This window comes from Haloarcula vallismortis ATCC 29715 (assembly GCF_000337775.1).
Classification (GTDB): domain Archaea; phylum Halobacteriota; class Halobacteria; order Halobacteriales; family Haloarculaceae; genus Haloarcula; species Haloarcula vallismortis.
Genome location: NZ_AOLQ01000031.1, coordinates 31,733 through 57,959, shown reverse-complemented (window position 1 = coordinate 57,959; position 26,227 = coordinate 31,733). Strand labels below are relative to the sequence as shown.

Below are 26,227 nucleotides of genomic sequence, written 5' to 3'. Positions count from 1 at the left end.
CCCCGGCCCATAGAGACTGTCATATGGGATTGCTCGACGGACTCAAGAGTGTTCTCGGGGTAAAAGCCGAGGCCGACGCGACGCGGGACGCCGACCCGGATGACCTGTTCGGGATGAGTACCGCCTACATCACGATGGAGGCCGACCTGGGGTACGAGTCGACCGCCGAAGCGGCGCTGTGTTTCGCCGACGTGGATAGCACGGACTTTCAGGACGCCGTCGACGAAGTCGAATCCATCCTCGACGCCGGGATGGTCGAGACCGGAACGCGGGCGACGTTCGAGACCGACGACCACGGCTACCAGTGGGTCGTGCTCCACGACAACGACTTCGAGGACCTGCTCACGTCGATTCACTTCGCCGCCGACACCCTCGTCGAGCGCCGGTACGGGTCGCGCCTGCTCGCGGCGCTGTTCGCATTCGAGCACACGCGCGACGACCAGACCGTCTACTGGGTGTACTCGTTCCGTCGCGGCGCGTACTACCCATTCGCACCGGACCCTCACGACAGCCACGAACGCAACACGTCTGCGGAGTTCAAACTGGACAGCAACCTCAGCGACGAAATAACCGTCGAGGACGACAAGGAGTACTGGTATCCACTGTGGCCCGACCGCCCCGGCTACCACCCCTGGGAGTGAGATGGCCGATATCGCCGTCTACGACCACCTTCGACCGACGACGGACGGGGTTCCGCCCGGCGTCTATCGCGTGGTCGGGACTGCCAGTGAGTCGGTAACGCTGCTTCGGGTGGCCGATGGGGACGGTCGTCGCGCCCACACCGGTGACATCCACACCGTCGCCCAGCGTGACCTCGACGGGTTCGAACTGGCCGAAAACCCCGACGATAGCCGGTCGGTTGACCTCGCTCCGGGTTCGCTTGTCAAAAACGCCTACTGGTCGCTCCGGACCTTCCTTACGACGCTTGCGGCCGACCCCGTTCCCTCGGCGATCGCGCTCACGCTCTTCGTAGTCGGGCGATTCGGTGACGGGGTCGTCCCGCTCCCCGGGACGGTGCTGTTCGGGCTGTATCTCGCTGGACTGGGTGCGATAGTCTACATCGGCACCGGTCACTACTGACTCCGGAACCCGGTCGCCACCGAATCCGACATTCTTCCAGCTCTCGGTACGCCCACGAACCCGACGACTCGCTCCTTCCCATCTAAACCTCTCGATTCTGTCTCGAACTATACCGCTGCCGTCCCACACTTTCACTTTCACTCTGGTGTTAACGAGGCTTTATACCCCCGGACGCACAAGGCATGTCCATGTCCGCAAGTGAGGACCTCGAAGAGCTGCCGGGTGTCGGTCCGGCGACAGCAGAGAAACTCGAAGACAACGGCTACGACTCCTATCAGGGAATTGCGGTCGCCTCTCCCGGCGAACTGTCGAACACGGCCGACATCGGCGAATCGTCGGCAGCTGACATCATTCAGGCCGCCCGCGAAGCGGCCGATATCGGCGGCTTCGAAACGGGATCGACGGTGCTCGAACGCCGCGAGCAGATCGGGAAGCTCTCGTGGGGCGTCGACGAGGTCGACGAGCTGCTCGGCGGCGGCGTCGAGACCCAGTCCATCACCGAGGTGTACGGTGAGTTCGGGGCTGGCAAGTCTCAGGTGACCCACCAGCTCGCGGTTAACGTCCAGCTCCCGGCCGAACACGGCGGACTGGAGGGCAGCGCCATCTTTGTCGACTCCGAGGACACGTTCCGACCTGAGCGTATCGAACAGATGGTCAAGGGACTCGACGACGAGGTACTGGCAGATACGATGACTCTCCACGGCATCGTCGAGGAGGAGGCCGACGCAGACCCGACCGATGAGGACCTGCTTGATGACCTCGTCGCCTCCGTACTGGAGAAGATCCACGTCGCGAAGGCGTTCAACTCCAACCACCAGATCCTCCTCGCCGAGAAGGCACAGGAGATCGCCAGCGAGAGTCAGGACGAGGAGTTCCCCGTTCGCCTGCTCGCTGTCGACTCGCTGACCGCCCACTTCCGCGCCGAGTACGTCGGCCGTGGCGAACTCGCCGACCGCCAGCAGAAGCTCAACAAGCACCTCCACGACCTGATGCGGGTCGGCGACCTCAACAACACTGCCGTCGTCGTCACAAACCAGGTCGCCTCGAATCCGGACTCCTTCTTCGGCGACCCGACCCAGCCCATCGGTGGCAACATCCTCGGCCACACCTCCACGTTCCGGATGTACCTCCGCAAGTCCAAGGGGAACAAGCGCATCGTCAAACTCGTCGACGCGCCGAACCTCCCGGACGGCGAAGGCGTCATGCGTGTCGAAGAGGACGGGCTGTTGAACGAGTAGGTCGGGTCTGGCAGTAGCGGCTATCGTCGATCCGATTGATTGCAGATCAGCTCCTCTACCAGTCTTTGACACCTGCTACGGATTTTATCCGAGCTGGTATGTTGACTGGTCCCGCACCTCGAACCCCTTCGTTTCATCTCGAACCGACTCCCGTCTTGCGTCTTGCAGCCGTCAGACGCACCGTGGTGAATGTGAAACTTCGCCACCCCAATCGCAAGACGGCGATACATCTCCTGTTGAAACAGGGGGGTAGTAGCCGAGAACCGGCAGACGGCTGTCTGGTCGTCGATGCTCTCCAAGGGTAAACCGTCGACTGGAGATTCCAGTGCCCGACCCCCGGTGTTCGGACAAAGCGACAACCGAGTGAGCGGCGTAAAATCAGTCGCCCGCTGATTTCATCCCGGTCTCTTCGAGGTCTGCGCCGCCGACCGACGAGCGCAGGGCGTCCATCCCGTCGTCGCGGTCGATGCCGAAGTTGTCCTGATAGAGGTCCTGTACGCGGTCGTACTCCTCGTCGCTGAGCGGCGGCGTGTCGGGCGCACCGGCCCACTCGTCGATGTCGGCGTTCGTCCGGAACGTCGGCGTGACCGACGCTACCTCGTCGTTGTAGAGGAGCCACTGGATGGCGGCCTGTCCCATCGTCCGTGCCCCGTCACGTTCGAGGAACCGGATTTCTTCGACCTTCTCCCAGCCGGTCTCGTACCACTCGGTCGGTCTATGCGAGCGGTGGTCGCCCTTGCCGAGTTCCGTCTCGGGAGTCACCTGCTCGTTCAGCAGGCCCGAGGAGTGTGGGACCCGAGCCAGAACCGACGTGTCGGCGTTTTGCTCGCGGATGGTGTCGATGAAGTGCTGACCGGGGGTCTGCTCGAAGAGGTTGAAGACGGTCTGGAGCGCATCGAACTCGTTCGCCACGGCGGCGTCACCCTCGGCGAGCCAGCCGATAGATGGGCCAAGCGCCCAGCCGATGGCCTCGACTTTGCCTTCCTCGCGGAGTTCGTCAAGCGCCTCCAGCACGTCCTCGTCGACCTCGTCGACGTTGGCGTTGTGGAGCATCAGGAGTTCGACGTGGTCCATGCCGAGGCGGTCGAGCGAGCGGTCGACGGCGGTGTGGACCCACTCGGGCGTGACCTTCTTCGGGAGCTCGCCATGGCCGGCCTGTGGGTTGTTGTAGAAGTCGTAGCCGATTTTCGTCGAGACCGTCACCTCGTCGCGGTGCTCCGCCAGCGCCTCGCCGATGATCTCTTCGCTGTCGCCGTGACCGTACACGTCGCCAGTGTCGAAAAACGTCACGTCCTCCGCGAGCGCGTGCTGGACCATGTCGATAGCATCGTCGCGAGTCCGGTCGCCCCACCAGTCCGTGCCGACGACCCAGGCACCGAACCCCACTTCCGAGACCTCGACGCCGGAGTTTCCGAGTGTCGCGTATTCCATATCCGACGTAGCGGCGCTGTCCACTTAGCCGTCTTGGTTTGCGGTGTCGGACCGCGTCCGAATCCGGAGTTCGGGAGTGGCGATGGCATCGAGCAGTTCGACCGTGCCGTACTCGCGGCGGACCCACCAGTACAGCGCGGCCCCACCGACGCCGAGCAAGGGGAGGGCGATGAGTCCGCCTTCGGGGCCGAACTCGCCGCCGGTCACCAGCGCCGGGCCGGTCGCGTCAGTCGAGAGCAGGGTGACACCCATCCGGAGGCCGCTCACGGGAAAGCCAAGGAGTGCCAGCGTGTAGTTCCACGCCACATGGAAGCCGCTGGCGACACCGAGCCGTCCGGTCAGAACGTAGCACGCACCGAGCAGGAGGCCGTAGAGGGTGATGTTAGTCACGCTGAGTAGTGACGCGCTGGGGTTCGTCCAGTGGAGGACACCGAACAACGCGCCTGTCAGCGCCGTCGCGGCGATGACCGCGCGTCGCTTCCCGACCCACCCGGCAAGCCCCTCGGCCGCGTTCGTCAGCAGATACCCGCGGACGAGCACCTCCTCGGCAGTTGCCTGTACGAGGAAGAACGCCCCCAGAAGGAGGATGGCGACCAGCGGCCCGAACGCGGTCAGTGGAAGCGGCCCGCTGTCGACAGTAGCGAAGGCGACGCTGGCTTCCACGAATCCGACGGCCAGTTCGACAAACAAGACGAGCGTCGGAAGCCCCACCCCGAGTGCGAGGCCGAACGCTGCGTCGCGCCACCACTGCCGGTCGAATCCCAGCCCGTAGTCAGAGAGTGTTCGTCGATCGAGGAGATAGCCGATCCCGACAGCAACGATGGGTCCGGCAGCAAAGAGCGCAATTTGGCGTGCGACTCCAACCGCTGGCGTCATGCGCACCACAGACGACACCACTGCGACCACCCCGGAGAGCAGGATAAGGCTGAACCCGGCTAGAAACACCCAGACCGTGACCCGCCACGGCGCTCGCAATCGGCGCTCTGCGGGATTGACAATGTAGCGCCGTATCTCCATAATGAAGTCCGACCTGACCATGTCGTCGTCTGGAACGGCGTCGTCTTAACTGTAGCTTGCTGCTGTGCTACACGGTGTCGTGACACGGATGTTGCTGGGTAGGTTTCACGTAACGGAAACCCCTATCTGCCCGCGAGGCCACGTACTCGACATGACGAAGCGTCACGTGTCGCTGCCACCGCTCGCCGAAGAGGGGCTCAGGGGGTTCATCGACGAGGTCGACGAACGCCTTTCCGGTGACGAGGACACCTGCGATGTTGTCACTGACGTGCTTGTCGACCTCCACGGCGACCGGGAGGCCTACGAGCGCTGGCAGGACGGCGCGGATATCTCTCCAGCCGAGCGGGTCCGGCTCCAGGGGTATGACCCCTGTAACACCACCCTCGAAAGCGAGTACTACGCCGAGAAAGACGAGGAGCGGTTCAAACGCTCGAAGCACCTCCAGTGGCTCTGGCGGCAGTTCGACGCGACGCCGATGGCGGACAACGTCGAGTTCGCGCTCCGGTTCCGTCGGATGCTCGCAGACCACCTCTTCGAGTCCTGTGGCGAGGGCTGTCGATTCTTCAAGGGCATCTCCTTTACCTACGGCCACAACATCGAGATCGGCGACAACGTCGTGGTCCACGACGATGTCCATCTTGACGACCGCGGGAAGCTCACCATCGGCGACCGTGTCTCTATCTCTGATGACACCCACGTCTACAGCCACGACCACGACGCGGTCGACCAGACCCACGTTGACAACTACCACACCATCATCGAAGACGACGTGCGCCTGACCTACGATTCGATGGTCCGGGCCGGCGTGAAGGTCGGAGAAAACGCCATCCTTGCAGCGAAGTCTATCGCCGGGAAGGACATTCCTGCCCACCACATCGCCGCCGGCACACCGGCGAAATCCCTGACCGTCAAGGACGGCTGGGAGTCCGTTGCGGAGCCGATTGAGGGGGCGAACGTCGACCGCCGCGCCGAGCGGCAACTGTCGTATGACCTCCCCGACGACCTCGACAAGTTCGACGAGTTCCAGCGCGACCTCTCGCCGCCGGACCGCGAGTAGGAACCGACAGCGTATCTCCCTTCTTCGCAACCGAAGTCCTTTCTCTGGAACCGACCAACAACGGCTATGCGAAGCGTCGCCATTAACATCGGAGCCAACACGAACGAACCCGGCTTCCGGGGCCCGCTGTTTCCCGACGGCTCTTTCGAGTACATCCCGATTCCCGAATCGAAACCGACCAGCGAGCCTGTGCCGACCTACGGCGACCTCGACCTCCAGACTGACGTGTCCGCGGTGGCCGATCAGCCGGTTCACTTCGACCCGGAGTTTCCGGAAGCCGGCGGCGAACGCTACACGTACGGCGACGAACACGGGGTGAAAGCGGGCCCGCTCTCTGAACTGTCGGCCGGTGACTACCTCTTCTTTTACGCGACGCTATCAGTGGCTGGCGAGCGCCCGGCCTGGGCGTCGCCGGAGTGGGGGGCCTACGTCGTCGGTCACTTCCAGCTCGCTCGTGACGCGGTGACCGGCGACGAGTATCGGGACCTCCCGTCCGAGGAACAGGCCCAGTTTTCTTCGAACGCCCACGTGAAACGTGACCCATTCGACGCTCGCGTTCTCATTCGCGGCAACGCCGAGGAGTCACAACTGTACAACACAGTTATCCCGCTGTCAGCGCCGAGCGGCGGCACCGATGCGAACGAGCTGGTTACGGAGTTGTCATCCGACTCGGGGAAAGGGCCGTGGTGGCGACGGCCGATGCGGTTCGACGAGGCCGGCACGGAGCAACTGCTCGAACTGGCCGATAGCCACCCCAGCGCTATCGAACGCTGACGCAGCCGAATGAGTTATCACCGGTGAAAATAGAATGTGAAAGCATATGTCCAGACGGACTCAGATAGCTGATATGCGTCTCTCTAGTGGGGTCCCCGGATTCGACGAACTCATTGAGGGGGGCTTACTCCCGAATCGTCTCTACGTGGTCAGCGGCCCGCCGGGCAGCGGGAAGACGACCTTCTGTTCGCAGTTCATCACGCAGGGCGTCAAGGAGGGTGAGACCTGCCTCTACGTGACGATGCACGAGACCAAATCGGAGCTCATGCAGGACATGGCCGGCTACGACTTCGGCTTCGACCGCGCGATGCAGTCCGACGCCATCCAATTTCTGAACCTCGTCACCGAGAGCGGGAAACGAACGATCACGCAGTTCGGTAGCGAGGGCGGCCTGACGAACCGCCTCGTCGCCTACATCAGACAGAACGACATCCAGCGGGTCGTCATCGACTCGACGATGCTGTTACAGCACTTCATGAACGACGTCGAAGACGAGATCACGGGCTTTCTCTCTGCGCTGAAACAGACGGACGCGACGACGCTGCTCATCTCCGAGATGACCGACCCGTCTTCCTACAGCGACGAACACTACCTCGCCCACGGCGTCGTTTTCTTCCACAATTTCCTCGAAAACGGAAGCATGACCCGCGGCGTTCAGGTCATCAAGATGCGGGGTACCGCTATCGACTGTGACATCCGTGAAATCTCCTTTTCTGACGCGGGATTACGGGTCAACCCTGATATGAAAGTGGAGACATGAGCCGCTACGAGCGTGAGTTCGGCACTGACTGGGACGCTCTCGACAAAGACGAAGCTACCGACCGGGCATACGCTATCGGCGTCGCCGAGCGCCTTGGGGAGTTCAACCGTGAAGAGCTCGAAGCCATTTACGCCGAGATGAACTCGGCGTACCACAAAAGTATGGTCGAACTCGCGTACGACGAAGGTCGCAACGAAGCGAAGGAAGCGGCGGAGACGACCAGTGTTGACCGGGACGCTCTCTGGGCCGACCTGATTAACGGCGAGAAGACCTACATCGACGAAGACGACCTGCCGACCGGCGGTCGCGACGGCCTGCCGTCGGCGCTCGACTCCTCAGAATTGCTGGACAGGCAGTCCATCGACAGCACTGACGCCGTCGACAAGCCGGACTTTCTCGACCGGTAGCTTCTGGTGTGTTCACTCACCGACAGCGATAGCGCTGCTGCTCACCTGCGTAAAAAACGAAAAGACGGAAAATCCGTCCAGAGCTGGGGTGACTGCAGGCCGTTCTAGGCCGTTAGAAGGAGACCTGGTCCGGCCCGTCTTCGCCCATGCAGATCGGGTCGCGGTCGGAGTAGCCCTTCCGGCCGATGGCCTTGCTCGACACGCCCGAGAACGCCGCGAACTCGGCGTCTTCCGCGCTTTCGAAGGTTTCCGGGGCCGACCGGCTGAGCGCGTCACCCAGCCGCTCGGTGCCGTTTGGCAATTCGAGTTCCATGTCGCCGTCGCCCTCGATGATTTCTTCGGCGGAAACCGGGTAGTCGTACGATTGGAAGGCGTCCGTTGCGTTGCTTAGCATTCGCATACCTATCGAAAGTTCATGGTTCCTAATAAACCTTCACTATAGATAATCATAATATCCCTTAATGCGTATAAGGAACTCACGTCTCGTGTGTCCACGACTCATGATTTAGCCGGAAGCGGCTTCCTGCTGGGGATTGTGGCTATTGTATGGTCGTTGCTGACTTGCACGTACACACGACCCGCTCTGACGGGACGCTCTCTCTCGACGAGGTCCCGCCCGCCGCGAAACAAGCGGGCGTTGAGGTTGTTGCTGTTACGGACCACGACCGGCTCCAGCCTACACTCGACGGTCCTGTCACCGAGCGCGACGGTGTGACGCTTCTCCACGGTATCGAGCTTCGCGTCGAAACTGAGACTCAGCGGCTGGACCTGCTGGGCTACGGCGTCGACCCGACCGACGAACTTCGGGCCGAGTGTGAGCGCATCCAGCGGAACCGCCGCGAGCGCGGCGCGCGCATCATCGAACGTGTTGAGGACCGCCTGAGCGTGTCGCTGCCCGTTGAGCCACGCGACGGCCTCGGTCGCCCCCACATTGCCCGCGCCATCGCCGAGGCGTCCGAGTACACTTTCCAGTCCGCGTTCAACGAACTCATCGGCGACGACTGTCCCTGCTACGTCCCTCGAGAGGTCCCGTCCTTCGAGCGCGGCTGTGCAGTTCTCTCGGATGCGTGCGGGCTCGTCGGCCTCGCTCACCCGTTCAGATACCCTGATACGGCGGCCGCGCTGTCCCGGTGTGACTCGCTCAACGCTGTCGAACGGTGGTATCCCTACGGCCGCGCGGTCGACGCCAGCCTCGTTGACGACGCTATCGAGCGATACGACCTTGTTCCGACGGGCGGTAGTGACGCCCACGGCGAGACACTGGGCAACACCGGTCTGGATACGACTGCCTGGAACCGGGTCGAAACAGCGCTCAATGTCTGACAACCGGCAGACGGAACCCGAGGGTTCAATGCTGTCGGGGACTAACCCTTAGATATGCAGTGTCACTACTGCGACCGTGAAGCCGACATCGCCGTCGAGAACGACGGCGTCAAGGTCGGTGTCTGCAAGACGCACTTCCGTGAACAGATGGCGGAACTGGAGGACGCCGACTGGCTCGAAGATCTCGACGAAGAACTCGATATCGACCGACGCGAGTGACTGACGCGCTGTTTTCGTGCTTTTGCTGTGGCGCGTCTCCGCGGGCCCTACCCTGACTAACGATTAAGGACTGTCCGCCGCACATGGCAACTATGGAGAAAGTCAGCATCGACGCCGTCGAATCGCGGATGGGGCCGGCGTCGGTCAAGCGGGCGCTCGCCGGCCCACTCGGCACCGACGATATCGCGTTGAATTACTATGAACTGGCTCCCGGCGAATCCTTCGGCTTTGGCTACCACCGCCATCCGGATCAGGAAGAAGTGTTTCTCGTCCAGTCGGGTACAGCGACGTTTGAAACGGAGGACGGCGACGTGTCCGTCGGTGCTGGCGAGGCTATCCGCTTCGGTCCCGGTGAGTGGCAACGCGGCTGCAACGAGGGCGACGAGCGCGTCGTCGCGCTTGCGCTCGGCGCACCACAGGAAATGGGCGATACGGACATGCTCCGGCACTGTGAGGACTGCGGCGGCCGCACGCACAACTACGTCGAGATGACTGATAATCGGGACGCGCTGGTGACACGCTGTGCAGAATGTGACGCCGAGACGGGCCGGTTCACCTGACCGGTAACAGCGACTTCGATAGGTTAGTCGTCGGCGGCAGCGGTGGCGCCCGTCCTATCACCTGCGTGACGCACAGCGAACTCCGTGAAGTTGTCGAACAGCCGCTTGGCCTCGCAGGCGGCGCGGTAGTTCTCGTCAGTGACGCCGTCCAGTACCGCTTCGATGCGCTCGTCGGCGAGCTGGTCGTCCTTGCCCTTCGTCACTGTCTTGGCCGTCTCAGGGTCGTACTCGGGGTGGAACTGCACCGAGAAGACGTTCTCCTTCCGGAACCCGTGGATGCCGTAGTCGTTCTCGGCGAATGTGGTCGCGCCAGGTGGCACCTCGGCGACGCGGTCCGAGTGCGTCGTAAAGACAGTGAACGACTCGTCGACGCCGGCGAGCAGTTCGTTCTCGCCGTCGTGGTCGACCGTCCGGTAGCCGATCTCGTACTCGTCCATCGGCTCGACGGTGCCGCCGAGCGCATGTGCGAGCAACTGGTGGCCGAAACAGACGCCCAGGAACGCGATATCGCGGTCGACTGCGTCCGTGACCCAGGATTCGAGATCGCGGATCCATGGGTCGTCCCAGTAGACCGACGCGCGACTGCCTGTGACCAGACAGCCGTCGAACGCGAAGGTGTCGGGCAGTTCGCGCTCGGTCACGTCGTATTCCACGAGGTCGGCATCGAGTTCCCGCCGGAAGTTCCGGCGATTGTCGTCGCCGTCGTGGGCTGCGTTCAGCAGGGCGATTCGTGGCCTCATTACCAGTACGCAGCGGCTCAAATCGTAAAAATATGCGTATCGACGGCAGTGATTGCCGCGCACAGTGACGGGACACCGGCGTCGAAGTGTCCTCGGGTACAGCGGCTGTCGGGAACGACTGACCACTCAGAACTGTCTCGCTACGGGTCGTCGACGACTGCGATACGTCTGTTTACGTCTGATCCGCTTCCGGATTGTTCGTCCGCCGATAGGAGCCCACCATCTTCCACAGCGTGTCGTTGAAGTCGTCGTTGTTGGCTTCGCTCTCGATCTGCCGGTACAGGTTTTCCGAGACTTCGATACGGGGCATCAGGTGTGTATAGAGAGTGGGAGTAAATAAATCTCCGCTGACACGGAATCGAGTAAAAGCTTCAACACTCCACTCTAGGGGCCGTATAACCATTTGGCACCGAAAAAGACGAACCAGGCCATCCAGATGCAAAAGACAACTAGCCACGTCCCGTACTGGACTGTCGGGTCGGGAATCAGAACGTATGCCACGACGAGCAAGACGGCGATGCTCGCCGCGGCCGTGGCGTCCCAGCGGTCCAGTGCGGGCGGTTCGACCATCGGGACCTAGTGGGAGATTCCGTAGGTGTCGTTGCTCCAGTCGTAGACACCGGTGTCGTAGACCGCCTGTTCGCGTTCGATGGCATCGATGCGCTCGTGGTCGGCGGCATCGAGTTCCCAGTCGAACAGGTCGAAGTTCTGCCGGACGTGTTCGGGCGAGGAGGACTTCGGCAGGACAACCACGCCGTTCTCGACTGCCCACTTCAGGACGATCTGAGCCGGCGACGTGTCGTATTTCTCTGCCAAGTCCTGAATGACATCGTCGGCGAAGACCTCTGTTCGACCGAGGGGCGCGGCCGCCTCGACGACAGTGTCGGTATCACGGCAGAACTCGACGACCTGGTCCTGCGTGTTCCAGGGATGGTACTCGATCTGGTTGACGGCGATGGGCACGTCGGCGACGTGCTGGGCGGCCCCGAGCTGGTACGCGTTGAAGTTCGAGACGCCGACGTTGCGAATCTTCCCCTGATCGTGGAGTGTGGCCATCGCGTTCATCGTCTCACGGATGGAGGTCGCGGGGTTGGGCCAGTGGACGAGATACAGGTCGAGATAATCGGTTCCGAGGCGGTCGAGCGACGCCTCGCAGGCCTCGATGACGGACTCGTAGTCGAGATGCTTGGGCAGCACCTTCGACGTGAGGAACACGTCCTCGCGGTCGTAGTCGGCCAGGGCCTCGCCGATTTCGGCCTCGTTCCGGTAGCCTTCGGCGGTGTCGACGTGGGCGTAACCCGCGTCGAGCCCAGCTTGAACCGATTCCTGAACGGTAGCACCGTCGATGTCCCACGTCCCGACGCCAACCATCGGTAGCTCGTCACCACTCGGAAGCGTCACTGTTGGGGGTGTCACAGTACGTGCCTCATCCGCCGCAGTCAAAACCGTTTCGCGCCCGGCGTGTCGCGGCACGCGTCCGGTTTACGTTTCACTCGGGACTGGTGATGTCGACCGGCTGGCCGGTGTCCGCGCTCCGGGCCAGCGCGTCCATGGCGCGCATGTTCCCCAGCGTCTCGGCGCGGTTGATTGGCGGCGTTTCGCCGCTCTCGACGGCGTCCGCGAACGCCTCGACTTGCAGCTGATAGTGGTCCACCGGGTCGAACGTCTCGGTGACCTCGCGGCCGTCGACGCTGTAGGTCAGCGAGACAGACTGGTCGTGATCCGGGCCGAAGCAGTTCGGCGCTTCGAGCCAGCCGTCGTCGGCCTCGACCCGGTAGTACTCCCGTCTCGGTCCGTCGAATCCACAGGAAATCGAGGCGGCCCGCCCGTCGTCGTACGAGAGGACGCCGCTGAGGTTCGTATCGACGCCGCTGTCCCGGGAATCCCGACTGTGGGCGAACGCGCGGTCCGGCTCGCCGAGGAAGCCCCGGGCCGCGCTGACAGCGTAACAGCCCACGTCCATCAGGCTCCCACCGGCCAGCTCCGGGTCCAGACGGATATCCTCGGAATCCGAGAGCGCGAATTTGAACGATGCGTCGACGGTGTGTACCTCGCCCAGTTCGTTTTCGACGATTTCCCTGGCCCGCCGGGTCCGCGGGTGGAACTGATACATGAACGCTTCCATCAGCGTGACGCCCTGTTTGGCACAGTAGTCGAAGAGGTCCACCGCCCCGGCAGTGTCGACTGTCAGTGGCTTCTCACAGAGCACGTCGAGCCCGTGGTCGGCGGCTCGCTGGCTCCACTCGGCGTGGAGCGCGTTCGGAAGTGGGTTGTACACCGCGTCAATGTCCGCCTCGGCGAACATCGTCTCGTAGTCGCCGAAGACACTGTCGATACCGAGGTCGTCAGCTACCTCGCTGGCGCGGTCTCGAGTTCTGGAGCTGATCGCCGCGACCGTGTGGTCCGACTTCTGGATGCCCGGAATCACGTCCTTGCGTGCGATTTTTGCCGTTGAAATAATCCCAAAGCGCATACCGATACCCGGCTCCCCGCTGATAAACAATTACCGACCTTTCTGCTCTGCCTCGACGCTGGCTCCCTGTCCGGATACGGCGGCCAGTTCGTCTGCCGGCGGCTCGCGTCTGTCGGGCACAAGCTCGGTGGCAATTTGACGTGCGCGCTCGAAGTGTGCCGCCGCGCTGTCACACGCGGTCCCGGACGGCTCTCGCTCTGACTCGTCGCCGGTCTCCTGTAGCGCCTGTCGTCCCGCCTCACGATGTGCATCGACCAGTTCGACGGCGATGTCCGCGAGCGCCTGTCGGAGCGACGCCCGGTTGCCGTCGAAGCGGCGGTCACGGCCCCAGTCCAGCTCGTACGCCGTTCGGTATCGGTCGAGCGCGTCCTCCCAATGTCTCGCTCGCTTCGCCGGGTCTGCCGTTGCTCTGGCCGCGCTTGCAGCCACCTGCGCCGCGTCGACTGGGGCTGACAGGAGTTCGGTGTACTCCGCTTCGACTGCGTTTCGAGCGTCCCTGATGAGTTCTGTGGGCGGCTCCGATGCCGTTACAGCCAGCGCTCGCTCGTACTCGACGCCGGCCTGTGCGTACGCGTCCGCGGCCCGTTCGTACGCCCGGTTCTCCCACGCGCGGCGGGCTGTGTCGCGGTGCTCATCGCCAGCGTCGACGTGGCGTCGGCGCTGGCAGGTGTCAATCCGTGTTTGCGTCGACTGGAGGCGTCCATCGATGGCCGCTCTTGCTCCCTCCCCCAGTGCTTCGACTCGCTCGCGCCCGTTGTCGAGCGCTTCCTGTGCGGCCGTGATATGCGTCGCTGCTGTCTCGAGGTCTGTCGTCTCCAGTGCCGCCAGAGCAGCCTCGACCGCGGACTCTGCCCGGTCAAGTTCGGTTAGCGTGCGCGTCCAGACCTGTGTGGCTTCGTCGACGAACGACCGAACCGGCGTCAGGTCGCCCTTGCACTCGAACGCCCAGCGGTCTTCGTCGATGGTGACGATTTCGAGTGTCGACGTGCGGAGTCCCGACGTACAGTGTACAGCAACGATGTCTTCGTGGGGAAGTGAGATAGTCCGGTCGCTGTCGTCGTCGCCGACGACGAACAGGACTCGAACGGTCGTTGCGAGCAGATACGCGCGGTAGTCGCCGGCCGGCGTGAGCGACCCGCTGTCCCTCTGGGCAGCGATGACGCCGGACCGGTCGTTGGACGCGAGATAGCTCGGCGTCTCTGCCTCCCGGAGATACTGCCCCAGCGGCCGCTGAAGGCGGCGCTTGCGCCCGAACAGCCCGTCGGTGTTCGCCCGGTCGAATATCTCCGGCCGGTCAGCGGACTGCAGGTCTATGATGTTCCCCATTGTCCACCCCGTTCGTGACAGTATATTCAAATATTTCTTCGTAGAAATAAATCCTTTGGCCGATAGCAACGCTCAGACCGGCCGTTTCGACCCCAGCCCTGCAACGGTCTCAGTACGGCTGGCTTCGGTCCGTCGGCTGGCGCTGTGGGCTACCGCTCGTCAGGTCGGCGACGCACTGCCGGCAGAACTGATAGTCCTGCTCGTTTCTCGCCCCGCAGTGGGGACAGTCGATGGATTCAGTGCTGTCGTCGATGGCGCTGCCACGGCGCCCTTCAGCGTCGCCCTGCCCGGTCGCCCCGGCCGGGTCACCCCGGTGCCGGTACGCGTACAGCATGGTCAGGACGTGGAGCCCCACGAGAAGCGCGATTGCGCCGTAGAGCCACTCGCTCACCATCATATGTAACGGTACGTGAACGTACTACTTGAGGGTTGTGCCGGGTTACCAATGGGCGATGATTTCGACGGGTCTGGAGCCGTTTCCCGTTCTGAGTGCGGAGCAAGGGGTGTCCTGTGGGCCAGCGTTCAAATAGGACCACGCAGCCAGGGGTATCCATGCCCGCTTACACGCTCGGTGGTCCCTGATGGGCCGTCGAACGCTCGTGGCTGTCGCCCGTCCCGACGGCCGCTACGACTGCCGAATCGCACACTGGGGCGTCGGCGCCGACCCTATCGCCCAGTCTCGGCCGCTCGGGACTGGCCTGACAGCGTCGGCTGCCCGCACTGTCATCGATGCCACCTACGACCAGTTGGTCGTACTCGACGGGGCGGTCCGGACCTACGTCGTCTGCTGGCTCGACCCGACGCTGTCGGACCTCGACGACGTTGTCCTCGCCCGCACTGCCGACCCCGATGCGTTCCGGCGGTGGTGGGTCGAGCGTAAAGACGAGGCCTGTCGCGCTCTCGACAGCGACGGCTGTGACCCGGCGACTGTCCGGCGTGCCCTGCTCACGTCGCTCCGAAACCGCGCTTCGTCCGTCCACTGCCTCGACGACGCGTCCTTTTTACGCGGGGACCGCTAATCGCCATCCGTGACTGCCGTCGAGACGCTGACCTACCCCGACCCCGCGGACGCGCTGGACCTCGCGTCGCGGGCCACCGACCGCGACGCACTGGTGACGCTCGTGGGCACCTGTACGGTCGAGTACGAGGGGCGAGCGGCCAGTTCGCTGGGGCTTGGCGACCGCCACGTGATGCTCAAGCCCGACGGGGCCGCGCTGGTCCACACTGACGAGGGCCAACAGCCGGTGAACTGGCAGCCGCCGGGGTGTGAGCACAGCGTCAGCGTCGATGACGGCTCGCTGGTCGTTCGCTCCACGCGGTCGTCCCCCGAAGAATCGCTGGAGGTGGTCTTCGAGATGGTCGCCCACGCCGCCGCCTTCGACGTGACGGACTCCAAAGACCTCGCGCTCACGGGGACGGAGGCCGACCTGAAGGACCGAATTCTCGACGAGCCGGCGCTGGTCGAGTCGGGCTTTACCCCGCTTGCGACCGAACGCGAGACTCCCGCCGGCGCGGTCGACATCTACGGCGAGGATGCCGAGGGCCGGACGACGGTTCTGGAGCTCAAACGCCGCCGCGTGGGTCCCGACGCGGTCGGCCAGCTGGGTCGGTATGTCGACGCTCTGAAGCGTGACCTGCACGCCGAGACCGAGGTCCGTGGCATCCTCGTGGCCCCGTCGGTGACCGACCGGGCGCGCCAGTTGCTCGCCGAGAAGGGACTGGAGTTCGTCTCGCTCGAACCGCCGTGACTGCTGTCTCGGTCCGGCGACGTGGGCGTGTCGATGAACTGACCGCGCCAGTTATTGTACCGTCCGGGCATGGACCGCGGGCTATCCGTCTACGGTGACTGTCCCGTCGGTATCGACGACCACGCGGTGACCGCTGTAATCGAACGCGACGTGGCCGTCGGTGTTCGAATCGGTGATGCACGCCGTCAGTGCATCTGGATTGATTGTCTCGCCCAGCGGTGGGAGGTCCTCGGTCGGTCGCCCCTCCGTGGCCGCCACGGCCTGTACGACCGTGGTGACGACGGAGCGGTCGCTATCGTGCGCCTCTATAACGGGTGGTGATATTCCAGACACAGGTCTCTGTCCCTCACCGTAGATACATTCTCAGGTAGTAAAATTCAGTATGGCTAGCATGATGAACGCTGAATGACGTTTCATGCCAACATTCATCATAGAGAACAGTGTACAGCCGTGTATGTCTCAACAGCCCGGTGACGGTCGGCCGGTGACACGCGTTGAGTTTGAACTTTCTGATGGGACGTACCCGTTTGTATCGATATCTGAAGCCGAATCGTGTTCCGTAATTCTCGAGAAATGCCTCCCGCAGACGGACGACACGTATGCGGAGTTTTTCTCAATCGAGGGTGCTCAGCCCCACCGGCTTGTCGATCTCGCCGAGGAGACGGTCCAGTGCGAGGGGCGGGTGCTTGACCGCACCAGCAACGGCGGGCTCGTCGAGATAGATGTCCAGCACAGCTGTCCGATTGTCTCGCTCGCGGACGCCGGTGCGGTGCCACAGACGGCCAGGGGCGTCGACGGCCAAGGGACTGTCGTGGCCGACGTACCGAGTCAGACAGAGACAGCGGCGGTTATCGAGGAGTTCCTCTCGGTTCATTCCAACGCCAAACTCGCCGCGAAACAGCACCGCGAATCTATCGTGCCGCTGTTCGGGTTCCGGCACGATGCCGCCCTCACCGAAACGCTGACCGACCGCCAGCGGGAAGTCCTTGAGACGGCCCACGAATCGGGGTACTACGGCTGGCCCCGCGAGGCGACGGCCGCCGACCTGGCCGACCGGCTCGACATCTCGGAGCCGACGCTCCACAAGCACCTGCGAGCCGCCGAGGAGAAACTCGTCGCGGCCATGTTCGCCTGCCCGCACGAGGAACTGGCCGACGGCAACTGACCGTTATTCGACCCGGTCCTGCAGAGCCGCGAGCGCGTTCATCGCCTCTATCGGCGTCATCGTCGCCACGTCGAGGGAGGCCAACTGCGCCGTCACTGACTCCGGAGGTTCTCCCTCGACCTCGGTACCGTTCGTCCGTCGCGCCTCGCGGTGGCCGTCCGTCGCCGTCTCGCCGGCCGCCGCCCCATTCTCTGCCATCGCTCCGTTCTCCGCCGTTGCCCCGTTCCCCGCCACCTCACTCGTTACCGTCCCCGTCGAATCTGCGCCGGCATCGGCTGCCGCTCCGCCGGTATTCCGCTCGTCCCCGTCGGCCGCCTCGGCGTCCCCCAGCAGGTCCCGCGAGCGCTCGACGACGGATTCGGGCACGCCGGCCATGCTCGCCACCTCGACGCCGTAGGAGGCCGCCGCGGGACCGGGCGCGAGTTCGTGGTCGAACGCCACGTCGCCGTCCTCGCGGCTGGTCTCGAAGTGGCGGTTGGTCGCGCCGGACAGGTCGGCGGCGACGGCGGTCAGGTCGTGGTGGTGGGTCGCAAACAGCGTGTACGCGCCGACCTCGTCGTGGAGGAACTCCGTGACGGCGCGGGCGATAGCCAGCCCGTCGGCCGTCGACGTGCCCCGTCCCACCTCGTCCAGCAGGACCAGCGAATCGGCCGTGGCCGCGTCCAGAATCGTCGCCAGTTCGGTCATCTCTATCATGAACGTCGAGCGGCCGCCCGCGATGTCGTCGCTGGCCCCGACGCGGGTGAACACCCGGTCGAGAATCGGGAGGTCGGCCGCCTTCGCAGGGACGAAGCCGCCGGCCTGTGCCAGTAAGCAAATCAGTGCGACCTGGCGCATGTACGTCGACTTCCCGCTCATGTTTGGTCCCGTGACGACAGCGAGGAAGGGCTGTATATCGTCCGCGGCGACGCCGTCGCCGCTTCCGTCTCCGCTTTCTGGCACTGGACCGCTCCCGAGGTGTGTATCGTTCGGGACGAAGGCGTCCTCTGTGCGCTCGACGACGGGGTGTCGGCCGGCGGTGATATCGATGCCGTCGCTCCCGACGGTCGGTCGGCAGTAATCGTACTGCGCCGCGACCTCGGCGAAAGAGACCAGCACGTCGAGGCGGGCCAGTCGGTCTGCCAGTGCCTGTACGCGCTCGGCCTCGCCGGCCACCTCGTCCCGGACCGCACAGAACAGGTCGTACTCCAGGTCGTCGGCCGCGCTCTCGGCGCGCAGAATCTCCTCCTCGTGTTCCTTGAGTTCCGGTGTGTAGTAGCGCTCGCTGTTTTTCAGCGTCTGGCGGCGCTGGTAGTCCTTGGGGACGGAATCGAGGTTGGCGTTGGTCACCTCGATGTAGTAGCCATGCACCGAGTTGTGGCCGACCTTGAGCGAGTCGATGCCGGTGCGCTCGCGCTCGCTTGCTTCGAGGTCGTCGATCCACTGCTTGCCAGACTGCTCGGTCGAGCGCAGCCGGTCCAGTTCCTCGTCGTAGCCCTCGCTGATGACGCCGCCCTCGGTCACCTGCTGTGGCGGGTCCGTGCGGATCGCCGCCTCGATTTCCTCGCGAGTCTCAGCTAGCGGGTCCAGCGTGGCGTGCAGATCCGCGAGCAGGCGGGCGTCAGCGTCTGCGAGCTGGTCCCGGATATCCGGGACGACAGACAGCGTGGCGGCGAGCGACCGGAGGTCCCGTGCGTTCGCCCGGCCGCGTGAGACCCGTGAGATGAGCCGTTCGAGGTCGTACACCTCCGCGAGTAGGTCGGCGAGCGATTCGCGGGTCGCGGGATCGCGCTGGAGTTCCGCGACCGCGCCGTGGCGGGCCTCGATGCGGTCGGCGTCAAGCAGCGGCCGGCGGAGCCAGTCGGTCAGTTTCCGCCGCCCCAGCGCACACGCCGTCTCGTCGACCGTATCCACGAGCGTGCGGTTCTCGTGACCCCGCACCGAGCGCCGTTCGAACAGTTCGAGGCTCTCGACGGCGACGGCGTCCAGCAGCATGTATTCTCGCGGGTCGTAGCGCGTGAGGTGATTGAGGTAGTCGAGCGTGCCGGCGGGGTCCACGTCGGGGTCGACCGGCTCGCCGTCGGGGCCGACCGCGCCGCTGCTGCCGCGGGTGTACTCAGCATAGGCCAGCAGGCCGCCACAGGCCCGGATCTCCGCGTCGCCGGCGAGCAGGCGCTCCGGCGGGCCGAAGTACTGTCCCACGCGGTCTGCGGCGCGCTCCCGGGCGAAGGCGTCCGCGTCGTAGCGCGTCACCAGACAGGCCGGGCCGAAGACGGCGTCCCGGTCCACGTCGACCTCGGGGCCGACGATTGCCTCCGCCGGCCCGAACCGGCTGAGTTCATCGGCGACGGCGTTCTCAGAGCCGACGCTCGTGGCGTAGCAGTCCCCGGTCGACACGTCCAGCAGCGCCAGCCCGTACCGCTCACCTTCGGTCAGGGCGGCGACGTAGTTGTTGTCCGCCCCGCCCAGCAGTTCGCTCTCGGTGAGTGTGCCGGGCGTGACGATCCGCGTCACCGCCCGCTCGACTACGCCGCTGACCTCGTCGGGGTCCTCGACCTGGTCGGCGATGGCGACCCGGTAGCCCGCGTCCAGCAGCGTCTCGACGTAGGACTCGGCATTGTCGATGGGGATGCCGGCCATCGGGTACTCGCCGGTAGAGTCCTCGCGCTGGGTCAGCGTAATCTCACACAGCCGGGCGACCCGCTGTGCGGCCGCACAGAAGGCCTCGTAGAAGTCCCCGACCTGAAAGAGGACCAGCGCGTCGTCGTACTGTCGGCACAGCTCGTAGTACTGTGCCATCATCGGCGTCAGCTCCTCCTCGAGCTCGGCCATCTGCTCGGGCGGGCCAAGCGCAGCGTCCATAGCTGTTGGCAACAGCCGACTCCTGATAGGCGCTCCGCTCTCCTGTTCTGTTGCCCAATCGTGGCACCGAATCTCCTGCCGTCCGATGGGACACGTATTCAGTCAGGGGCTCTTTCCTCCACAGCGCGTATCGAGAGCACGAACATGCGGACACAGAACCACCAGCTGTCCCCTCTGCAAGCCGATGGAGCCGCTACTCGATATCGCCGCGAAAGCCACCGACGCCGCTGTCATCGCGTTTACTCTGGAGGTCAGCTTGGCTGTCGTCGATAGATTCGCGGTTCAGGCTCCCCTCAGGTCAGCCGTAGGAAAAAGAGTAGACTGACCCGATATCACTTCTCGACAACCCAGACCATCTCGTGGGACCCGTCCTCAAGTGGGTCCCAGTCGAAGCCGCCGTAACACGTCCATTCGCTCCACCCAGTCACCTCGAACAACAGTTCGAACTCGTTTTTCGTGATGAGCGACAGCCGGAAGATCCCCTCCCGAACGATGTCGCCATCCCGTTCGACTGTCCGCTCCACCCTGATTATCTGCTCCGGCTCGTCCTCGATGACTGTCAGGTCCGTTACGACGAACTCTTCGTCGTCTCGGGTCGTGGTCGTGGTTTCCGGCTCGCCGTATGTCTCGCAGATACGGTCGAAAGCCGGAACAAAGGCGTTGAGCACGAGCTGTCCGCCCGGCGCGAGTGCGTCGTAGATGTTCCGGAGCGCGGCCCGCTGGCTCGCCAGCGTGGTGTTATGGAGGAAGGTGCGAAACGGGATGATGACGAGGTCGTACTCCCGTCTGGGGTCGAACTCGGTCATGTCGTCCTCCCAGACCGACGGCGAAAGTCCCTCCTCGGCGGCCTTCGCCTCCAGCACTGCTAGCATGCTTTCAGAGATGTCAAACCCGTCCGCGTCCACGCCGGCACGCAGTAGTTCGAGATAGATGCGGCCGGTTCCACAGCCGGCCTCAAGTACCGGGCCGTCGGCCTCACACGCTATATCGACATAGAACGACACGTCTCCGATGTCCTGTGCCTGCTGGTCGGTATCGTAGAAGTCCGCCCATGTGTCGAAAAATTCCTTCGCGGGATGCATACTACTGCAATCGTGACAGATGCGAATCAATTTACCGCCACCGTGTGACTACATCTCCCGGCCAGCGACACGGGGACCGAACAGGGCTCTATCGGTTGGGTACTGCTTTTTATGACAGCCGTACAATCAGTTTACTATGTCACGTCGCGCCAACTATGCGCTTTGTCAGTTCCAGCAGCACCTCGGCCCGTCGGCGGATTCGCTCGACGTGCCCTGGGCTGAATACACCGGCGATGCGACCGACCCAGTTACCTTTGACCTCCCGACCGCGTCGCCGGCGGACCCGTACGTGCAGATGCAGGTCTACGACGTCGAGGATTTCGACCACGAAATCGTCGTCAACGGCGAACCGCTGTCGGGGTTCGACATTGCGCCGGGCGAGGGCTGGCAGCTCTGGATGGATACGATTGCGCCCGAGCGACTCCATCTCGGTGAGAACACGATGCAGTTCCGACGCGACACCGACTCGAAGGACGCTTTCGTCGTCGGGTCGGTCACGGTCCACTGGACCGAACCCGTCGAGTGAATATATAAACAGCCCGCCGCTGCCCTGATGGGGCGTGCCAACAGCTACCACTGTTAGTGGTCAGTACCTCCTCAGTCGGGTGGTTTCACCCGTTCTGATTGCGTCAACGGGTAAGCACCGAGCAGCCCATAACCCCTACTTTTATATAGAACCACATGCAATCTTCGCTTGATTATGAGCCAACGCCAGATGCAGGGCCAGCCGATGATCATCCTGGGAGAGGACTCCCAGCGGATGAAGGACAAGTCTGCACAGGAACACAACATCTCGGCCGCTCGCGCGGTCGCCGAGTCAGTACGCTCGACGCTCGGGCCGAAGGGAATGGACAAGATGCTCGTCTCCTCGATGGGTGACGTCACCGTCACCAACGACGGCGTCACCATCCTCACGGAGATGGACATCGACAACCCGACAGCCTCGATGATTGTCGAGGTCGCCGAGACACAGGAAGACGAGGCCGGTGACGGTACCACCTCCGCCGTCGCCATCGCAGGCGAACTCCTCAAGAACGCCGAGGACCTCCTCGAACAGGACATCCACCCGACGGCGATCATCAAAGGGTTCAACATGGCCGCCACGCAGGCCAAGGACGAACTCGACGACATCGCCACGGAAGTCGATCCCGACGACGAGGAACTCCTGAAGAAGGTCGCCGAAACCTCGATGACGGGCAAGGGCGCAGAGCTCAACAAGGAGCTGCTCGCCCAGCTCATCGTCGACGCGGTCAACGCTGTAACCGTCGAGGCCGAGGACGGCTCCGTCATCGCTGACCTCGAATACCTCAACATCGAGACCCAGACCGGCAGCTCTGCCGGCAACTCCGAACTCCTCGAAGGCGCGGTCATCGACAAGGACCCGGTTCATGAGGAGATGCCGACCGAAGTCGACGACGCCGACGTCCTGCTCGTCGACACAGCCATCGAACTCGACGAAACCGAAGTCGACGCCCAGCTTTCCGTCGACGACCCGAGCCAGCTCCAGAACTTCCTCGACAAGGAAGAAGCACAGCTCGAAGAGATGGTCGACCAGATTGCGGACACCGGTGCTGATGTCGTCTTCTGTCAGAAGGGCATCGACGACATGGCCCAGCACTATCTCGCCGAGAAGGGCATCCTGGCCGTTCGCCGCGCCAAGAAGTCCGACATCGAGTTCCTCAAGGAAGTTCTCGGCGCTCGCATCGTCTCGGACCTCGACTCCGCGACCGCGGAGGACCTCGGTCACGGCTCCGTCACCCGCGACGACGCCGAAGGCCTGTTCTACGTTGAGGGCAGCGGCGACGAGGCCCACGGCGTCACGCTCCTGCTCCGTGGCTCGACCGACCACGTCGTCGACGAACTCGAACGCGGCGTCACGGACGCGCTCGACGTCGTCGCGTCCACCGTCGCTAACGGCAGCGTCCTCGGTGGCGGCGGCGCACCCGAAGTGGAAGTCGCCCGCCGGCTCCGCGATTACGCTGACAGCGTTGAAGGCCGCGAACAGCTCGCTATCGAGTCCTTCGCCGACGCGCTGGAGATCATCCCGCGCACGCTCGCCGAGAACGCTGGTCTCGACAGCATCGACACGCTGGTCGACCTGCGCGCCGCCCACGAGGACGGCGATGTCAGCGCCGGCCTGAACGTCTTCTCCGGTGATGTCGAGAACACGCTCGACACCGGCGTTGTCGAGCCAGCCCACGCCAAGCGACAGGCAATCTCCTCGGCTGCAGAGGCCGCGAATCTGGTCCTGAAGATCGACGACATCATCGCTGCTGGTGAGCTCTCCACCTCCGGCGGCGACGAAGGCGGCCCCGGCGGCCCCGGTGGCGCCCCTGGCGGTATGGGCGGCATGGGCGGCGGTATGGGCGGCATGATGTAAGCGAGGTTCTGAGCAACGCGAAGAACCTCGGAAAGACGAACGGGCGAAGCCCGTGAGTCAGGCGGTCGACCGGAGGGAGACCTCCGAACGAGCGAGCGGGAGCGTAGCGACACGCGAGCAGGGTAAGGCCGAGCGGGGAACTGAATGACCCGCGAGCAACGTAGCTGACTTGAAGAAGCCTTTCTGAACAAACCCCGAAGCAGCCCCGCTGGGCGTGCTTCGACGCATTGACGACTTGCAGACGATATTTTGGCCGGTTCCGTTCAGTTTCTCACGGCGACGGAGACGCGGTGATACCGTCGATATCGAGACGTGAAACTGGAGGAACAGTTAGGTATCTCTCTGCAGAGTATCGATTGTCCCAGTCCGTTTGGTGGGACGGACTGGTGACAGCGGGTGGGGCCGCTCTCCGTTTTGGAGCGCATCTGACGGCGGCCAGCCGTCGGTCGCATCAATCGGGTCGCGTTGTTTGGTTTCGGTGGCGTTGGTCCTCGAACACCACGTCGGTCGTCCCGAGGTCGCTGTAGCGGAGAATCTCGGTCACTCGGTGGGTATCGGTTCCGTTGACTGCCGTGTACTGGAGCGCGTAGCTCCGAACGATGCCGCTTGGCGTCACGGTCGCCGAGAGGGAGACATTCGTCACGCGGTCGACGGGATGGGTGGCAACCGCGCTGTCGTCGGTTGACCCGGTTCCCTTGACGCGATACAGCGAAACCCCGTACAGTTGCTTGATGACCTCATCGCCGGGGCGGATGGATGTGATGTTGGTGGCGGAAAACAGCGCTATGACACGCGCGTTGAACGTGGGTTCGAAGAACAGTGCGGCCCGGGGTGAGCGCGGTGGGCCACCGATACCGCGGCTGTCCGCGACCACCGCCGTCGCCGTCGACCCGTTGACGGTCGTCCGCCTGAGCGCACGGCCGTCCCGCCACGTACTGTGGATCTCACGGGGTGTCACACTCTGTCCGGATATCGTTCGAGTGGCTGTGTACGACCCGTAGCCCGCGCTAATACTGGCACGGGTCCGGACGCGCCTGTGCAAGCCGCTCCCGTTCATGACGGTTCTGGTGTGGTGGACTCGATAGGAGGTGTTCGAGAGCTGGCTGACGTGGGCGCGGCCGAGCGCGGGAGGGTTGACGACGCGGTTGCCGACGACGCCCGGAGCACGCTGTGCCGGACTCGTCGGTCCGTCAGCAGTCGGGACCGGAGCTGGTGTCACTGTCTCCCTGGCGGTCGTCTCGCCCCCGAACAGACCGGCACACCCGGCGCTCAGCAGACAGAGACAGACCGCGGCAATCGCCGCCCCGCGACGCATACCGGTGTCTGGTCGTGTGGTGATATAACCCCTGTGACGGCGGAGGTATAAGTGCTACCGAGTCCCAATATTTTGTATGCAGACGCTGCTTCTCGGCGCGGACGCGGTCGAGGACCACGCGGCGATGCCGGCAGTCATCGACGCGGTTGCCGCGGCTTTCGCCGCCGATGCCAGGGAGAACACCATTATGCCGGCCAAGTCCTACATCGACCTGCCGCAGTACAACGGCGACTTCAGGTCGATGCCGGCCTACGTCAACGCGGAGACGTGGGACGCCGCCGCGGTCAAGTGGGTCAACGTCCATCTGGACAATCCCCGCGACCACGACCTGCCGACCGTCCTCGGGACGCTCATCTACTCGGACCCGGAGACGGCGTTCCCGCTGGCCGTGATGGACGGCACTGTCCTGACGCGCCTGCGGACCGGGGCGGCCGCGGCGGTCGCCACCGACCACCTTGCCGTCGAGGACGCGGACTCGCTCGGACTGGTCGGGGCCGGCACGCAGGCCCACACGCAACTGGAAGCCATCTCGTCGGTCCGGGACATCGAGACGGTGGTCGTTGCTGACCAGAACGCGGAGAAACAGCAGACGTTCGTCGACGCCTTTACCGACCGGTTCGACGTCCGGGCGGGTAGCATCGAAGACGCCGCCGGCTGTGACGTGTTGTCGACGATTACACCCGTCGAATCACCCATCGTGGACCGAGAATGGCTCGGCGAGCGAACCCATGTCAACGCTATCGGGGCCGACGCCGCCGGCAAGCAAGAACACGACGAGCGCACGCTCCTTGACGCGAAAGTCGTCATCGACAACTACGAACAGTGTACCCACTCCGGTGAAATCAACGTCCCGTGGGGCGAGGGCGTCCTGACCGACAGCGACCTCTATGGGGAACTCGGCGATATCGTCGCCGGCAAACTCTCGGGGCGGACCGACGACGACGGCATCACCGTATTCGACTCGACAGGGCTAGCCATCCAGGACGTGGCCACTGCCCATGTCGTCTACGAGAACGCGAGCGCCGACGGCGACGGGACGGCGTTCCCGCTGGTCGACACCGACGCGACCTGATTACGAGGGCGTGAGGGCGTCCGTGACCTTCGAGATGCCCCAGACGATGACGATAAACGGCAGGAGCGGGAAAAGCAGGACGAGCAGGCCGGCGAGCATGCCCCAGCCGATCATATCCATGCCCTCGTTGGGACCGCTACGCGTCCCCGGCGTGACCGACCGGAGCGGTGCCGGCAGCCGTCCGCTGTCCTTCGTGTCGTCGTCAGGTGATTTCGACAT

The 26,227-nt window shown here is 63.9% G+C and carries 31 protein-coding genes; 16 read left to right on the top strand and 15 right to left on the bottom strand.

Annotated features, from left to right (window positions below):
- The first annotated feature begins 23 nt into the window (after nt 1–23).
- The 3 genes from pspAB to radA all read left to right on the top strand — a co-directional run bounded on the left by pspAB (nt 24) and on the right by radA (nt 2,318).
- Entirely contained in the window at nt 24–641 is a 618-nt protein-coding gene (gene pspAB / locus C437_RS08175) for a PspA-associated protein PspAB (protein WP_004516463.1), read from the top strand.
- A 1-nt stretch (nt 642) separates the two neighbouring features.
- A complete protein-coding gene (locus C437_RS08170) occupies nt 643–1,080 on the top strand; it encodes a hypothetical protein (protein WP_004516462.1) in 438 nt (145 codons plus the stop codon).
- A 188-nt stretch (nt 1,081–1,268) separates the two neighbouring features.
- Nucleotides 1,269–2,318 (top strand): DNA repair and recombination protein RadA, encoded by a 1,050-nt coding sequence (gene radA, locus C437_RS08165; protein ID WP_004516461.1) that lies wholly within the window; start codon nt 1,269–1,271, stop codon nt 2,316–2,318.
- Between the two features lie 378 nt (nt 2,319–2,696).
- Here the strand turns inward: radA and C437_RS08160 are convergent, their stop codons facing one another.
- Nucleotides 2,697–3,749, bottom strand: a complete 1,053-nt coding sequence (locus tag C437_RS08160) for an aldo/keto reductase (RefSeq protein ID WP_004516460.1) — start codon at nt 3,747–3,749, stop codon at nt 2,697–2,699.
- 24 nt (nt 3,750–3,773) lie between these two features.
- Nucleotides 3,774–4,787 (bottom strand): CPBP family intramembrane glutamic endopeptidase, encoded by a 1,014-nt coding sequence (locus C437_RS08155; RefSeq protein ID WP_004516459.1) that lies wholly within the window; start codon nt 4,785–4,787, stop codon nt 3,774–3,776.
- Nucleotides 4,788–4,917: 130 nt separating this feature from the next.
- On the opposite strand from C437_RS08155, the gene C437_RS08150 reads away from it, so the two are divergent.
- The 4 genes from C437_RS08150 to C437_RS08135 all read left to right on the top strand — a co-directional run bounded on the left by C437_RS08150 (nt 4,918) and on the right by C437_RS08135 (nt 7,764).
- The gene (locus C437_RS08150) at nt 4,918–5,823 is read left to right on the top strand and encodes an acyltransferase (protein ID WP_004516458.1); all 906 of its coding nucleotides are present in this window, start codon (nt 4,918–4,920) and stop codon (nt 5,821–5,823) included.
- 66 nt (nt 5,824–5,889) lie between these two features.
- Nucleotides 5,890–6,597: an Nmad3 family putative nucleotide modification protein gene (locus C437_RS08145; RefSeq protein WP_004516457.1), complete on the top strand. Its 708-nt coding sequence runs from the start codon at nt 5,890–5,892 to the stop codon at nt 6,595–6,597.
- Nucleotides 6,598–6,670: 73 nt separating this feature from the next.
- Nucleotides 6,671–7,357 carry an RAD55 family ATPase gene (locus C437_RS08140; RefSeq protein ID WP_004516456.1) on the top strand — a complete coding sequence of 229 codons (687 nt, stop codon included), beginning with the start codon at nt 6,671–6,673 and terminating at the stop codon, nt 7,355–7,357.
- Nucleotides 7,354–7,764: a hypothetical protein gene (locus tag C437_RS08135; protein WP_004516455.1), complete on the top strand. Its 411-nt coding sequence runs from the start codon at nt 7,354–7,356 to the stop codon at nt 7,762–7,764. The genes C437_RS08140 and C437_RS08135 overlap by 4 nt, the downstream gene beginning before the upstream one ends.
- 112 nt (nt 7,765–7,876) lie before the next feature.
- Here the strand turns inward: C437_RS08135 and C437_RS08130 are convergent, their stop codons facing one another.
- Nucleotides 7,877–8,164, bottom strand: a complete 288-nt coding sequence (locus C437_RS08130) for a DUF5789 family protein (RefSeq protein WP_004516454.1) — start codon at nt 8,162–8,164, stop codon at nt 7,877–7,879.
- Nucleotides 8,165–8,310: 146 nt separating this feature from the next.
- Between C437_RS08130 and C437_RS08125 the strand changes: the two genes are divergently transcribed.
- From C437_RS08125 to C437_RS08120, 3 genes are all read left to right on the top strand, one after another.
- Complete coding sequence (locus C437_RS08125) at nt 8,311–9,087, top strand: PHP domain-containing protein (protein WP_004516453.1); 777 nt, start codon at nt 8,311–8,313, stop codon at nt 9,085–9,087.
- Nucleotides 9,088–9,141: 54 nt separating this feature from the next.
- Nucleotides 9,142–9,306: a DUF6757 family protein gene (locus C437_RS20580; protein ID WP_004516452.1), complete on the top strand. Its 165-nt coding sequence runs from the start codon at nt 9,142–9,144 to the stop codon at nt 9,304–9,306.
- A 92-nt stretch (nt 9,307–9,398) separates the two neighbouring features.
- The gene (locus tag C437_RS08120; RefSeq protein WP_004516451.1) at nt 9,399–9,866 is read left to right on the top strand and encodes a cupin domain-containing protein; all 468 of its coding nucleotides are present in this window, start codon (nt 9,399–9,401) and stop codon (nt 9,864–9,866) included.
- Between the two features lie 23 nt (nt 9,867–9,889).
- On the opposite strand, the gene C437_RS08115 is transcribed toward C437_RS08120, so the two are convergent.
- The 7 genes from C437_RS08115 to C437_RS08090 all read right to left on the bottom strand — a co-directional run bounded on the left by C437_RS08115 (nt 9,890) and on the right by C437_RS08090 (nt 14,802).
- Nucleotides 9,890–10,606, bottom strand: a complete 717-nt coding sequence (locus tag C437_RS08115) for a type 1 glutamine amidotransferase (protein WP_004516450.1) — start codon at nt 10,604–10,606, stop codon at nt 9,890–9,892.
- A gap of 172 nt (nt 10,607–10,778) precedes the next feature.
- The gene (locus C437_RS20575; RefSeq protein ID WP_004516449.1) at nt 10,779–10,916 is read right to left on the bottom strand and encodes a hypothetical protein; all 138 of its coding nucleotides are present in this window, start codon (nt 10,914–10,916) and stop codon (nt 10,779–10,781) included.
- A 74-nt stretch (nt 10,917–10,990) separates the two neighbouring features.
- A complete protein-coding gene (locus C437_RS21185; protein ID WP_004516448.1) occupies nt 10,991–11,176 on the bottom strand; it encodes a hypothetical protein in 186 nt (61 codons plus the stop codon).
- Between the two features lie 6 nt (nt 11,177–11,182).
- Nucleotides 11,183–11,977 (bottom strand): aldo/keto reductase, encoded by a 795-nt coding sequence (locus tag C437_RS08105; protein ID WP_049919691.1) that lies wholly within the window; start codon nt 11,975–11,977, stop codon nt 11,183–11,185.
- A gap of 118 nt (nt 11,978–12,095) precedes the next feature.
- Nucleotides 12,096–13,079 (bottom strand): Gfo/Idh/MocA family protein, encoded by a 984-nt coding sequence (locus C437_RS08100; RefSeq protein WP_049919690.1) that lies wholly within the window; start codon nt 13,077–13,079, stop codon nt 12,096–12,098.
- A 30-nt stretch (nt 13,080–13,109) separates the two neighbouring features.
- Nucleotides 13,110–14,405 (bottom strand): hypothetical protein, encoded by a 1,296-nt coding sequence (locus C437_RS08095; RefSeq protein WP_004516445.1) that lies wholly within the window; start codon nt 14,403–14,405, stop codon nt 13,110–13,112.
- A 109-nt stretch (nt 14,406–14,514) separates the two neighbouring features.
- Nucleotides 14,515–14,802 (bottom strand): zinc ribbon domain-containing protein, encoded by a 288-nt coding sequence (locus tag C437_RS08090; protein ID WP_004516444.1) that lies wholly within the window; start codon nt 14,800–14,802, stop codon nt 14,515–14,517.
- Between the two features lie 184 nt (nt 14,803–14,986).
- Here C437_RS08090 and C437_RS08085 point away from each other — a divergent pair, with 184 nt between their 5' ends.
- Both C437_RS08085 and nucS read left to right on the top strand, forming a co-directional pair.
- Nucleotides 14,987–15,424, top strand: a complete 438-nt coding sequence (locus tag C437_RS08085; protein WP_004516443.1) for a DUF6735 family protein — start codon at nt 14,987–14,989, stop codon at nt 15,422–15,424.
- Between the two features lie 9 nt (nt 15,425–15,433).
- Nucleotides 15,434–16,153, top strand: a complete 720-nt coding sequence (gene nucS, locus C437_RS08080) for an endonuclease NucS (protein ID WP_004516442.1) — start codon at nt 15,434–15,436, stop codon at nt 16,151–16,153.
- An 81-nt stretch (nt 16,154–16,234) separates the two neighbouring features.
- Here the strand turns inward: nucS and C437_RS08075 are convergent, their stop codons facing one another.
- On the bottom strand, nt 16,235–16,486 hold the full coding sequence (locus C437_RS08075) for a HalOD1 output domain-containing protein (protein WP_004516441.1): 252 nt from the start codon (nt 16,484–16,486) through the stop codon (nt 16,235–16,237).
- A 121-nt stretch (nt 16,487–16,607) separates the two neighbouring features.
- Here C437_RS08075 and C437_RS08070 point away from each other — a divergent pair, with 121 nt between their 5' ends.
- Nucleotides 16,608–17,318, top strand: coding sequence for a helix-turn-helix domain-containing protein (locus C437_RS08070; protein WP_004516440.1), 711 nt, complete (start codon nt 16,608–16,610; stop codon nt 17,316–17,318).
- A gap of 3 nt (nt 17,319–17,321) precedes the next feature.
- Here the strand turns inward: C437_RS08070 and mutS are convergent, their stop codons facing one another.
- Nucleotides 17,322–20,159 (bottom strand): DNA mismatch repair protein MutS, encoded by a 2,838-nt coding sequence (gene mutS, locus C437_RS08065; protein ID WP_004516439.1) that lies wholly within the window; start codon nt 20,157–20,159, stop codon nt 17,322–17,324.
- A 332-nt stretch (nt 20,160–20,491) separates the two neighbouring features.
- A complete protein-coding gene (locus C437_RS08060) occupies nt 20,492–21,241 on the bottom strand; it encodes a class I SAM-dependent methyltransferase (RefSeq protein WP_004516438.1) in 750 nt (249 codons plus the stop codon).
- A 136-nt stretch (nt 21,242–21,377) separates the two neighbouring features.
- Between C437_RS08060 and C437_RS08055 the strand changes: the two genes are divergently transcribed.
- Together C437_RS08055 and thsB are read left to right on the top strand one after the other, a co-directional pair.
- On the top strand, nt 21,378–21,767 hold the full coding sequence (locus C437_RS08055; protein WP_004516437.1) for a DUF7383 domain-containing protein: 390 nt from the start codon (nt 21,378–21,380) through the stop codon (nt 21,765–21,767).
- 174 nt (nt 21,768–21,941) lie between these two features.
- Nucleotides 21,942–23,621, top strand: coding sequence for a thermosome subunit beta (gene thsB / locus C437_RS08050; protein ID WP_049919689.1), 1,680 nt, complete (start codon nt 21,942–21,944; stop codon nt 23,619–23,621).
- A gap of 451 nt (nt 23,622–24,072) precedes the next feature.
- Here thsB and C437_RS08045 read toward each other — a convergent pair whose 3' ends face one another.
- Nucleotides 24,073–24,936 carry a hypothetical protein gene (locus tag C437_RS08045; RefSeq protein WP_004516435.1) on the bottom strand — a complete coding sequence of 288 codons (864 nt, stop codon included), beginning with the start codon at nt 24,934–24,936 and terminating at the stop codon, nt 24,073–24,075.
- A gap of 76 nt (nt 24,937–25,012) precedes the next feature.
- Between C437_RS08045 and C437_RS08040 the strand changes: the two genes are divergently transcribed.
- On the top strand, nt 25,013–26,008 hold the full coding sequence (locus C437_RS08040; protein WP_004516434.1) for an alanine dehydrogenase: 996 nt from the start codon (nt 25,013–25,015) through the stop codon (nt 26,006–26,008).
- Here the strand turns inward: C437_RS08040 and C437_RS08035 are convergent, their stop codons facing one another.
- Nucleotides 26,009–26,227: a DUF7535 family protein gene (locus tag C437_RS08035; RefSeq protein WP_004516433.1), complete on the bottom strand. Its 219-nt coding sequence runs from the start codon at nt 26,225–26,227 to the stop codon at nt 26,009–26,011.